The 11,674-nt window shown below is 51.6% G+C and carries 13 protein-coding genes; 11 read left to right on the forward strand and 2 right to left on the reverse strand.

Features of this window, described 5'->3' with window-relative positions; all coding sequences use genetic code 11:
• Together D6694_08770 and mgtE are read left to right on the forward strand one after the other, a co-directional pair.
• Nucleotides 1-175: HPr family phosphocarrier protein (locus D6694_08770; protein RMH41543.1), on the forward strand; the 175-nt coding region annotated here is incomplete at its 5' end.
• Between the two features lie 51 nt (nucleotides 176-226).
• Complete coding sequence (gene mgtE, locus D6694_08775) at nucleotides 227-1,585, forward strand: magnesium transporter (GenBank protein RMH41544.1); 1,359 nt, start codon at nucleotides 227-229, stop codon at nucleotides 1,583-1,585.
• Here the strand turns inward: mgtE and pmbA are convergent.
• On the reverse strand, nucleotides 1,582-2,946 hold the full coding sequence (gene pmbA, locus D6694_08780) for a metalloprotease PmbA (GenBank protein ID RMH41545.1): 1,365 nt from the start codon (nucleotides 2,944-2,946) through the stop codon (nucleotides 1,582-1,584). The two genes, mgtE and pmbA, sit on opposite strands and share 4 nt — an antisense overlap.
• A gap of 130 nt (nucleotides 2,947-3,076) precedes the next feature.
• Here pmbA and D6694_08785 point away from each other — a divergent pair, with 130 nt between their 5' ends.
• The 9 genes from D6694_08785 (at nucleotide 3,077) to murA (ending at nucleotide 10,450) form a co-directional block, all read left to right on the forward strand.
• Nucleotides 3,077-5,203 (forward strand): TonB-dependent receptor, encoded by a 2,127-nt coding sequence (locus D6694_08785; protein RMH41546.1) that lies wholly within the window; start codon nucleotides 3,077-3,079, stop codon nucleotides 5,201-5,203.
• A complete protein-coding gene (locus tag D6694_08790; GenBank protein ID RMH41547.1) occupies nucleotides 5,121-5,741 on the forward strand; it encodes a DUF615 domain-containing protein in 621 nt (206 codons plus the stop codon). Before D6694_08785 ends, D6694_08790 begins: the two co-directional genes overlap by 83 nt.
• A gap of 129 nt (nucleotides 5,742-5,870) precedes the next feature.
• On the forward strand, nucleotides 5,871-6,686 hold the full coding sequence (locus D6694_08795) for an ATP-binding cassette domain-containing protein (protein RMH41548.1): 816 nt from the start codon (nucleotides 5,871-5,873) through the stop codon (nucleotides 6,684-6,686).
• On the forward strand, nucleotides 6,683-7,471 hold the full coding sequence (gene mlaE / locus D6694_08800; GenBank protein ID RMH41549.1) for a lipid asymmetry maintenance ABC transporter permease subunit MlaE: 789 nt from the start codon (nucleotides 6,683-6,685) through the stop codon (nucleotides 7,469-7,471). Before D6694_08795 ends, mlaE begins: the two co-directional genes overlap by 4 nt.
• The gene (gene mlaD / locus D6694_08805) at nucleotides 7,471-7,935 is read left to right on the forward strand and encodes an outer membrane lipid asymmetry maintenance protein MlaD (GenBank protein RMH41550.1); all 465 of its coding nucleotides are present in this window, start codon (nucleotides 7,471-7,473) and stop codon (nucleotides 7,933-7,935) included. Before mlaE ends, mlaD begins: the two co-directional genes overlap by 1 nt.
• Before the next feature lie 21 nt (nucleotides 7,936-7,956).
• Nucleotides 7,957-8,592: an ABC transporter substrate-binding protein gene (locus D6694_08810; protein ID RMH41551.1), complete on the forward strand. Its 636-nt coding sequence runs from the start codon at nucleotides 7,957-7,959 to the stop codon at nucleotides 8,590-8,592.
• On the forward strand, nucleotides 8,589-8,894 hold the full coding sequence (locus D6694_08815; protein RMH41552.1) for an STAS domain-containing protein: 306 nt from the start codon (nucleotides 8,589-8,591) through the stop codon (nucleotides 8,892-8,894). The genes D6694_08810 and D6694_08815 overlap by 4 nt, the downstream gene beginning before the upstream one ends.
• 36 nt (nucleotides 8,895-8,930) lie before the next feature.
• On the forward strand, nucleotides 8,931-9,185 hold the full coding sequence (locus D6694_08820) for a BolA/IbaG family iron-sulfur metabolism protein (GenBank protein ID RMH41553.1): 255 nt from the start codon (nucleotides 8,931-8,933) through the stop codon (nucleotides 9,183-9,185).
• A 2-nt stretch (nucleotides 9,186-9,187) separates the two neighbouring features.
• Nucleotides 9,188-10,450 (forward strand): UDP-N-acetylglucosamine 1-carboxyvinyltransferase, encoded by a 1,263-nt coding sequence (gene murA / locus D6694_08825; GenBank protein RMH41554.1) that lies wholly within the window; start codon nucleotides 9,188-9,190, stop codon nucleotides 10,448-10,450.
• 18 nt (nucleotides 10,451-10,468) lie between these two features.
• Here murA and D6694_08830 read toward each other — a convergent pair whose 3' ends face one another.
• Nucleotides 10,469-11,515, reverse strand: coding sequence for a PDZ domain-containing protein (locus tag D6694_08830; protein ID RMH41555.1), 1,047 nt, complete (start codon nucleotides 11,513-11,515; stop codon nucleotides 10,469-10,471).
• Nucleotides 11,516-11,674 lie beyond the last annotated feature (159 nt).

Raw genomic sequence — 11,674 nt, forward strand, 5'->3', positions numbered from 1 at the left:
TGGACAAGCCAGCGCAGACGGCATGAGCCTGATTGAACTGATGCTACTTGGCGCAAAACATGGTGACACATTGACGATCACTGCAGACGGTAAAGACGCGACCGAAGCGTTAACCGCGCTTGCCAAACTGGTCGAAGACGGCTTCGGTGAAAATGATGATGGCAATAGCACGTGATTCTCTTTAAACTTTATTGCATTGGCCACGACGTAACAAGACAGTCACTTCATGTCGCAAACGCTTGAGCAGGAACATAACCAAAACACGACCCTCAAACAGATTCGTCATGCCATTGACGAAGGCCTGTTTCTGCATGTGCGACAAATACTGTCGGAATTGTCGCCCGCCGACATTGCGGACGTGCTCGAATCGGTCCCGCCCAAAGTTCGAGATGCTGTCTGGCAGCTGATTCCAGAGAGTCGCCAAGGTGACATCCTCAATGAGCTGGCCGAAGAAGTCCGTGCCGATATTTTAAGCGAGATGCAAGCGGCCGAGGTTGCGGCAGCGATTGAAGGCCAGGACACCGACGACATTGCCGACATTCTCGGCGAGCTCCCTGAACAACTTTACCATCAGGTGCTTGCCGCGATGAGCGAGCAAGACCGTCAGCGCGTCGCGAGTGTTCTCGATTACCCTGAGGACACCGCTGGCGGTCTGATGAACACCGATACGGTGACCGTGCGCGCCAACGTGGAACTCGAAGTCGTACTGCGTTACCTGCGCATGCGGGGCGAATTGCCAGAAAAAACCGATGTACTTTATGTCGTCGATCGTAATGACCACTTACTCGGTGCCTTACCTCTGGCGTTTGTGGTCACGAAGGATCCGTCGACACTGGTGGCTGATTGCATGGTAGAAGCGCACGCCATACCTGCAGATATGCCAGCCAGCGAAGTCGCGCATGCCTTCGAAAAGTACGACTGGCTAAGTGCCCCGGTCGTGAACGAACAAAATCAACTTCTTGGTCGTGTCACGGTCGACGACGTCGTGGATGTCATCATTGAAGATGCCGATCAAAGCCTGATGAATATGGCCGGCTTGGATGAAGATGAACACACCTTTGCGCCAGCCACGGAGACGGCAAAAAAGCGCGCAGTGTGGTTAGGCATCAATTTGGTGACCGCGTTCATGGCCGCCATGGTATCCAATTTGTTTGAAGACACCCTCGACAAACTGGCGGCGGTGGCTGTGCTAATGACCATCGTCCCCTCTATGGGCGGCATTGCTGGCAGTCAAACACTCACCATCGTCATCCGTGGTATGGCGCTTGGCCAAATCAGTGATGCGAACAGTCGCTGGCTGGTCATCAAGGAGCTGATCGTGGGTTTACTCAATGGTTTATTGTGGGCCGCAGTCACAGGGATTATTGTCGCCTTTTGGAAAGAAAGCTTGGAGCTTGGCGCAATTATTGCGGCCGCCATGTTTATCAACTTGATCGTAGCCGCCATTGTTGGCGCCCTACTCCCGCTCGCGATGAAAAAATTTGGCATCGATCCAGCTGTCGCAGGTGGTGTAGTGCTGACCACAGTGACTGACGTGGTGGGCCTTTTTTCATTCCTTGCCTTGGCCACCTGGCTACTACTTTAAACCTCGTTGTTGGCGCCCACCGTCATACCATCAATCAATAGGCTGCCAGTGTGCACATTCCCCCGCGAGTCAATGTCGCTGCCCAACGCTTGGATATTCTTGAACATGTCACTCAGGTTCCCGGCAATGGTGATTTGCGCCACCGGGAAAGCCACCTCACCATTTTCTATCCAAAAGCCACTTGCGCCGCGTGAATAATCGCCTGTGACCAGATTGACCCCCTGCCCCATCAATTCAGTCACCAATAAGCCAGAACCGATGGATTGCATCATGTCTGACACACTTTGTGTTTTGCCTTCTAAGCGAAGATTGTGAACGCCGCCAGCATTACCAGTCGAGGCCATACCCAAACGACGGGCGGAATAACTCGATAATAAATACGTCTTCAGCCGTCCGGCATCAATCAACGCCTTTTCTTTTGTTGCCACGCCTTCACTATCAAACAAAGCACTGCCACTTTCCTTGGGTAAGTGGGGCCGCTCCCAAACGGAAAGCCACTCGGGGAATAGCCTTTGGTCCAGTTTATCTATCAGAAAGCTGGTTTTTTGGTAAATTTTCGTTCCGGAAATGGCTGACAATAGGTGTCCCCATACTCCGCGCGCCATCCATGGTGAGAAAATCACGGGAAAACGGCCGATTGGCGGCTTCTTCGGATTAAGGCGAGCCCTAGCTTTTTTTGCTGCCCGTATCGCCATGTCCGACAAGTCGCCCAGTTCAGACAACACGAGTGAACTCTCATAATCGAAGTCTCGTTGCATGCCCTCATCCGATTGGGCCAAAAACGTCGCACTCGCGCCATACCGAGTGTTTGCTTGCCAACCAAGGAAACCTTGACTGTCGGCAAGCAACCGCATCTTGCCACCGTAACCAATTTGAATACCCTCGCACTGTTTAATCGCTCGATCAACCCCCAGTCCAGCCCGCTCGGCCTCCAGCGCTTTCTGGATCATCACCTCCACTGGCCAATCTTGTGGATGAGACGTTTCCAAAACGGACGTGTCGCGGTGTTCTGCATACCACGCGGGATCTGGCAATCCTGCGGCCTCATCCGCTTGGGTTTGTCTAGCAATGGCCAATGCCGCGCTCACGGCTTCATGAACGCTTTCCGGCGAGAGGTCTGTGGTAGAGGCTGCGCCACTGCACTGCCCAACGTAAACTTGGATGGATAGACCATGCTCTTGAACACTCTCAAATGTTTCTACATCCTGTTGACGCACCGTCAAATCGATACCGACCGCCGCACTCATCACACATGCAGCTTCGTCCGCGCCCATGTATCTAGCTTGTTCAATGGCTTTGAGCGCGATTTGTTCATACGTGTCTGCTAGCTCGCTCGGGTTAAAATGGGTCAATGAGGTCATTTGTCACCCATACAATGCCGTTCGTCGAATAGCGCAATAATGAACTCGGTCACCTCGGATCGCAAGCATTTGCCAAAATTAGAGAAATTGGTCACACTTCTTGTTATCGAAGTCACCAACGGATCGCCCAATGATTTGGTTACGCGCCGTAATTGCGCCTCTTCTCATTTTGTCAGCGTCAGCCATCGGCCCTCTTTCAAAAGCAGCGTTTGCAGAGACACTGGAACTCACGGAAAATCAATGGGACAAGATTCCAGTCGTGTTAAGCGCCACAAGACTGGAAACTGAACCCCCCGAAGTTCCAGCGAGCGTTACGATCATCGATCGAGACTTAATGTCGGCACTTGGCGTGCACCGTATTGAGGAATTATTCCGGTTCGTGCCCGGTATGCAGGTCGGTTATGAGCATGGTTATCAGGGTGTCGTCACTTATCACGGTATGACGGATGAATGGCCGCGCAGGCTGCAAGTTCTGGTGAATGGTCGCAGCATCTATCAACCGGCATTAGCTCGAATCTTATGGAGCGATATTCCATTGCCGTTGGCACTGATTCAGCGCATCGAAATCATTCGCGGGCCCAATACTGCCTCATACGGTGCCAATGCGTTTCTGGCCATTATTAATATTGTCACAGAGCATCCCAAGGATCTTGTCGGTTGGTATGCCAGCTTTCAAACCAACAAACACAATTTTTTCGACGCCACGGTAGGGCAAACATTCCAAATCAACAATTGGGCTGTGAACCTGACGTTGAACCGACAGATAGACAATGGCTATGCATTGACCGAAACGGGCCTGGAAAATCACGATGATCAAAACAAATGGTCCGTGCGGCTGGATGCGGCACACGACAGCGGTGGCAATACATGGCGAATCCAGGCGGGACTGAAAACAGGTGACAAAACCGCAGGCCCGATTGAAGCAGAGGTCACACCATACCATCTGATCAATACTGATTATCGATTTGTGCAGATTAATCGAGAAACCAATTCCGACGATGAAACTTCACGCAGCTGGCAATTTTTTATCAACCAGCACGATACTGAAGAAAGATGGGATGTCTGTCTGCCCCGCCTCATGCTCGCTCAAGAGCTTTTTACACTTTTTGAAGCAGATGCCGTTTACACTGAACAGTTACTCAACGCGCTTGCCACTGGCACCAACCCGCCACCACCGTCTGCAGACATTGCACCACTGGCATTGGCTGTCATCAACCGTGCCTTAACCGATGGTGCCACCCTGACCTGTGGCGAAGCCAATCAGGATGTCTTTGAACAACGCATCGATTTCGAGTGGCAACAGCGCAATCTTTTTTCTCCAAGTTTGCGTTCTGTTTTCGGCATCAATATCAGACGTGACGAAGTCACCGCAGAATCGTTCTTTCGTGGTACAGAAGACAAAACAATGGCAAGGAGTTTTGCGCACATCGAATGGCGACCGGCCGACGATATCATTGTCAATGCGGGTGCCAACTGGGAGTACGATTCGCTGACTGGCACAGATTTCTCACCACGACTCGGCGTGAATCACCGTCTGTCTTCAGAGTTGGTATGGCGATTTGTCGTCTCTCAAGCCACTCGAACCCCCGATCTGTTCGAAAGCCTCGGTTATCGCACCTACACTGTCCGTCGTTTAACCCCACCCTTACCGGGAAACCAAACAGAAAACTTCTACTACCAGCATGCCGCACAAATGGAGTCTCTGGGTGTTGAACGGGTCACGGCGACCGAGATTGGCTTCAACTATCGTGCTGATCACGCTGGCATTGCGTGGGATATTCGCGTATTTGATGAAGATTTCGAGCACCTCATTGAAGGTCCTACCCAAGTGTTTGATTTCAACCTCACGGATCGGGGGTTCAATCATCAGCGAGGGGCAGAGGGACAAATCGACTGGCGCCCCAATGCAGATTGGCGTCTATGGATGGTCGCAAGTTATTTGGATACCGTCGGCCGAAGCAGCATTGATTACGACGACGCGATTCCAAAGTGGTCTGGTGCCGTGCTGGTTGTGCATGACCTTGATCCGCATTGGCGTTTGAGCTTTGCAGCCACAAGTCACGCGACATGGTTTCGGCAAACACTCACCCAAGCCCAATTCCGCGCCATCTACCAAACACGGCTATCGACGGGATGGCACCTTGAGGTATCGGCTGGTGTCAACAAGCGCTACGATGCCCAGTGGTATTTTGACACGAATAATCGTTTCGACGATTCCAGCCTTTGGACAGTTCAACTCAAACTTTCTCAGTTCTGAGCAGACCATGAAGAAAAAAGTTAAAGCCTATACCGACGACGGCTACGTGATACGGCCCAATAAAACAGCGCTCAAGCGAGAACATCAAGCGCTTCAAAATTGGGCAAAGCAGTTTTTGGCCATGAAGCCCGAAAAACTGGCGAAGTTTATGCTCCCGGACGATGTACAAAAATCCATCGCGCTTGGTCGAAAGCTAGTAGGGAACGCCCAAGACCGCCACGCAAAATACGTGGCTAAGCAGCTTGCCGAGCTCGGTCTAGATACCATTGAGGCACGGGCACAGCAGCTCCAAAATCAGGAAGCACTTCAACAACGCTTCCACAGTGAAGCCGAGCAATGGTGTCAAAGGTTGCTTGATGCCCCAGAACAGACGTTATCGCGCTTCTTCGAACAATTTCCCTGGGCAGACAGGCAACAGTTGCGTCAATTGGTTCGAGCACTCCAAAAATCTAGCAAGCACGACAAAATCGTTGAGCAGTTACGAGATACCATTTTTCACACGCTGAGCCAGCAAACCGATTGGTTGAATGCGCTTTAAACTTGAGCACCCGACGATAGCAACACTGTGTTGCAAAAACACTTATTTCCTTCTCTCCAAGAACTCCAGTAAAATGATGCCTTGGAACTGGCATAACATCGCGCCCATAAATAAAAAGGATCGACTTGCATGGAACAAACGGCGGAAGAAGTCATCGTCGACATCCGTTCAATGACCTTCCGAAGAACGGACAAAATCATCTTCGATGATGTCACGATTAAAATACCGCGAGGCAAAGTCACGGCCATCATGGGGCCTTCGGGCACAGGCAAAACCACCTTGCTACGCCTCATTGGGGGGCAGTTGCGCCCACAGTCCGGTGACATCATTTTTGACGGACAGTCGATCCCCTCACTGGGGACGTCCTCCCTCTATGAAGCCAGAAAAAAAATGGGGCTTTTGTTTCAAAGCGGCGCACTGTTCACCAACATGAGCGTGTTCGATAACGTCGCCTTCCCGTTGCGAGAGCACACGGATTTGCCCGAGACCATCATTCGCCCCTTGGTGTTGACCAAACTTCAAGCTGTTGGATTGCGTGGCGCGCGACACTTGATGCCACAACAACTTTCTGGCGGCATGGCCCGGCGGGCGGCACTCGCTCGAGCCATTGCTCTGGATCCGCTTATGATCATGTACGACGAGCCGTTCGCCGGACAAGATCCCATTTCCATGGGCGTGCTTGTCAAACTCATTCGTTCACTAAACGATGCACTTGGACTGACCTCGATTGTGGTGTCTCATGATGTGCCTGAAGTCTTGAGCATTGCTGATTACGTCTATATTCTGGCAGGAGGCAAAGTCATCGGCGAAGGCACGCCGGATGAAATTCATCAATCCAAGCAAAGCCAAGTGAAACAATTCCTTGATGGCCTGCCCGATGGGCCAGTGCCTTTCCATTATCCAGCCCCTACCCTAGAAGAAGATTTGCTTGGAGGGGCCGCATGATCACAAAAAAACTGGAGCATATCGGTCGCCAAACCTTGGAACGACTGGCCGAAGCTGGCCGCGCAGGCATATTGCTTAGTCGCCTACTCATTGGCCGACCTAGGCCCGCACGCGCCATTCGTTTATTCATTGAGCAACTTTACTATGTTGGCGTGCTTTCTTTATTGATTATCCTTGTGTCCGGCCTGTTCATCGGTATGGTACTCGGCCTGCAGGGCTACACGATACTGGTTAAGTTTGGCGCGGAATCAGCACTTGGGCCACTGGTTGCACTCAGTCTTTTGCGTGAGTTGAGTCCGGTCATCGCTGCATTGCTGTTTGCTGGACGCGCTGGCTCCGCACTGGCGGCTGAAATTGGTCTGATGAAAGCCACGGAACAACTTAGCAGTATGGAGATGATGGCAGTGGACCCGATCAAGCGCATCGTTGCGCCGCGTTTCTGGGCAGGTGTCGTCGCTATGCCAATGTTATCCATTGTCTTCAGCGCCATCGGCATTTATGGAGGCTATCTCGTTGGTGTGGATTGGCTGGGGGTCGATGACGGAAGTTTTTGGTCTGCCATGCAAAATGCCGTGGATTTTCGTGAAGATGTCGTCAACGGCCTAATCAAAAGTGTCGTTTTTGGCTTTGTTGTCGTTTGGATCGCCCTCTTTCGAGGCTATGACGCTGAGCCAACCTCCGAGGGCATTAGTTTGGCGACCACGAAAACTGTGGTGCATTCTTCTCTGGCCATTTTGGGACTGGATTTTGTATTAACCGCATTCATGTTTGGAGAATTGAGCTGATGGAGTCACGAAACGTACAGCTTTCTGTCGGGCTGTTTGTGGTACTCGCCATACTGGCCCTGACCATGCTTGCACTCAAGGCAAGCAACTTAAGTCACTATTCCGCTGATGCCACCTACGAAGTCAAAGCCTATTTCGATAATATCGGCACGCTCAAGTTGCGGGCGCCAGTGAAAGTGGGCGGCGTCACCGTGGGACGGGTGTCTAAAATAGAGCTAGACGTCAAACTCATGCGTCCGCTTGTGACACTGGCCATCGACAGAAAATACCGGTTCCCTACTGAAACAAGTGCCGCCATTCTGACGGCTGGCTTACTTGGCGAACAGTATATCTCACTGTTACCTGGCGGAAACGACGAACAACTCGAACCGGGCGATTTTATTGAGGACACACAATCAGCCATTATTCTGGAAGATCTGATCGGGCAATTCCTGTTCAGCAAAGATACAGATCAATCGCTGTAGGCTATACACAAAACGACCGTCATGGAGAAGCAATTGATGAAACGTGCCATTTTGTTTTTGTTATTGACCAGTTTCGCTGTATTCAATGCGTTGTCCCTTGCGCAGGAGCAAGAGGACCCGGTCAAATTCCTGCAAACATTGACCAATGGCCTGATTCAAGAATTGAACGCGCGCAAAGCGGAACTTAAGAAAGACCCAGGGATAATTCTGGATATCATTAATCGCCGCGTCATGCCAAATATCGCCGCCAAGACCATAGCGAGAAAAGTTATGGGTCGACACTGGCGAGCGGCGACTGATGAACAAAAAGAAAAGTTCACAACAGAATTCACGACGTATTTGAAGCGCTACTACGCCAAAGCGTTCTTATCCTATGATGATCAGCAATTGCGCTACGATGAAAAAGCGAAGTGGTTGAGCCCGAAAAGCGTGCTGGTGCGGTCGGAACTGATACAAAAAGATAAGGCGCCGGTAGAAATTCGCTATCGTCTGACGCGCGGCAAAAACGGTTGGTTGATCACCGACATCGTCATAGAGGGTGTCAGTCTTGTCATCAGCAACCAACGTCAATATGATGGCCTGATTCGCCGGGAAGGCTTGGATACCGTCATTGCCAAGCTTGCTTTTGCCAACAATCGTCCCTTTGGCGAGCAATGATGATTGACTGGAAAAACCAAGATGGCGTCTGTTGGCTGGCCGGTGAACTCAGCAAAAGTACGGCCAGCCAATTGTGGCACAATCGTCGTCAATTACTCCGTGACACCGATATTCTCGAACTGAGTGACATCAGCAAAGTTGACAGCGCGGGTGTCGCATTGCTCATTGCCTTGACGGCTTGGGCCAAGCAGGAAGGGCGAGATCTCAAGTTGTCCAACCCAAATGAAAACTTACTGACGCTCGCCCGTGTTGGCGATGCGATTAAAGTGTTGCGATTCATAGAAACCAAGACATCTGCGTGATAAGATTGCCAGCAAACGCCATATCGTTTGGTTGTCATGATGCAATCTACCATTGAGAATAGAATTCGCGCTGAACTTAGCCCGACTCACCTGCACATTGAGAGTGATGGCAGTCATTACAAGATCATTGTGGTCAGCGAGAGTTTCGCTGGTCAACGACGGCTGCAACGAGAACAAAGGCTCAATGCCTTATTGCAGGATCTGATTGCTTCTGGCGATATCCACGCCGTCACCTATGTGCTCCGCACGCCCGAGGAGTACGAAAAAGACAGCCGATTCGGAACCTTGTAGTCATGGCAAAACTGAAAGTGACCGGGAATGGTCCGCTATCGGGCGAGATACGCGCCTCCGGTGCCAAAAATGCCGCCCTTCCCATCTTGATGGCCGCATTACTCACTGACGAACCGATGCATATCAGTAATGTCCCGCACCTCAACGATGTCACGACCACACTTGAGTTGCTCGGGCGATTGGGTTGTGACGTGACCATCAACGAGAAGATGGGATTGGAAATTTGCGCCTCTTCTGTCAACACCTACCAAGCCCCCTACGATTTGGTCAAGACCATGCGCGCATCTATCTTGGTACTTGGCCCTTTGGTGGCTAAACATGGCGTGGCAGACGTTTCCCTGCCTGGGGGATGCGCTATTGGCGCCCGTCCCGTCAATTTGCATATTGAGGGGCTAATGGCCATGGGGGCCGATATTGAAGTCTCGGGCGGCTATATCCATGCTCGCGCGCCCCGAGGGCTTAAAGGAGCACATATTTTTCTCGACACGGTGACCGTCACTGGCACAGAAAACCTGATGATGGCCGCCACGCTCGCCAAAGGCACAACCGTCATCGAAAATGCCGCCCGTGAACCGGAAGTGATTGATCTTGGGCATTGTTTGCAGGCCATGGGCGCTCAAATTGAAGGGCTTGGCACACCCACCATTGTCGTACAGGGCGTGGAACGCTTAAATGGCGCGCACCACAGCATTCTTCCAGATCGTATTGAGACCGGAACTTACCTCGTCGCCGGCGCAATGACAGGGGGACACATTAAGGTGCGTGAGACCGCACCGCACACCTTAGAAGCTGTGCTCCATAAATTAGAGGAAGCAGGGGCCTATATTGACCACGGAGCAGACTGGATCTCTGTTGATATGCGAGGCCGTCGCCCCAAAGCCGTCAACATCACCACAGCCCCCTACCCAGGCTTTCCCACAGACATGCAAGCACAATTCAGCGCGCTCAACGCTGTGGCTGAAGGGACCGGAATTATCACTGAAACAATCTTTGAAAACCGTTTTATGCACATTCTTGAATTACAAAGAATGGGGGCAGACGCTCAGATCAAAGGCAACGCGGTGATCATTAAAGGTGTACCCTCCTTATCTGGTGCCGAAGTCATGGCAACAGACTTGCGCGCCTCAGCGAGTCTCGTGCTGGCTGGTCTTGTGGCAACAGGGGACACCATTATTGACCGGATCTACCATATCGATCGTGGCTACGAATGCATCGAAGAAAAACTTCAACAATTGGGCGGTCGAGTGGTCCGAATCAGCCATTGATGGCGAACTTTTGGTTGTTTAGGGTTTGACTGCCAATGTCACCGATAACCGCAAATGCTCACGCTTGCCATCGGCATTTTGTCGTAACACCTCTAGTGTCAGTTGCTCGCCCGGCTCCAGCCTGGACACCCAGCGAATAAATTTTGGTAAATCGCCAATGGCCTGTCCATTCACGCGGACTATGATGTCCCCTTCGCGTAGTCCAGCCTTCTCGGCAGGCGAGTTAGGATAGACCTGTGTAATCTGCACCCCACCAGTGGATACTAAATCATATCGTTCGATCAGTGTGGGTGATAACAGGCCGCCACTCACGCCGAGCCAACCACGAATGACGCGACCATCACGGACAATACGCTCGGTAACAAAACGTACAAGATCGACTGGCAACGCAAAGTTAATGCCATCACTTTTGGCCGAGAAAAACGCTGAAGTAATACCGACAATCTGCCCTTCAGTATTGACCAGCGCGCCGCCTGAACTGCCCGGATTGATCGCGGCATCGGTTTGGATAAAAGCTTCAAATGAGCTTGTATTTAACGCTCTGTCTGTCGCGCTCACAATGCCCATCGAAACACTCAAACCCACCCCGTAGGGATTGCCAATCGACAACACCACATCACCAATTCTTGGCTCTGGTGCTTCGTCAAAATCCAAATAGGGCACATTCGGCAGTGCAATGCGCAGTACGGCCAAGTCAGTTTCCGGGTCTTCTCCAATACGTTCGGCAATGGCTTGACGTCCATCCGCAAGGATCACCAAGATTTCACTGGCACCATCAATCACATGATGGTTAGTCACAATGTAACCGCGTGCGTCAAAAATGACACCGGAACCTAGTCCGATTTTCTGTTGGCCACGATCATCCCGCTGACTCAATGTGCGTAGGCTCACCACCGCGCTACTGGCGCGGGCGACGGCATCGTGGAAAGTGAAAGGCGAATGTCGCATCTCAGGCGACGCCCTCCAAAGATGAAGAAGATCAGAATAACGTATGAACAGCCCGAGCCCGCCAATGACTATCCCTAAGCTTACCGCAAGGATGACCGTTCTTAACCAGCTTTGCATTGTCAGCGTACCGTCAGCACCATGATGCGATCATCACGCAATATACGGAGTGTGATTGGGCCGTCGTATCCATCCAAGAGTTCCTGGAGGCGCTCTATGGTTTCAATTTTATAACGGCCAATCCCAATGATCACATCGCCTTCTCGAAGCCCCCAGTAA

Source organism: Gammaproteobacteria bacterium, from assembly GCA_003696665.1.
Classification (GTDB): domain Bacteria; phylum Pseudomonadota; class Gammaproteobacteria; order Enterobacterales.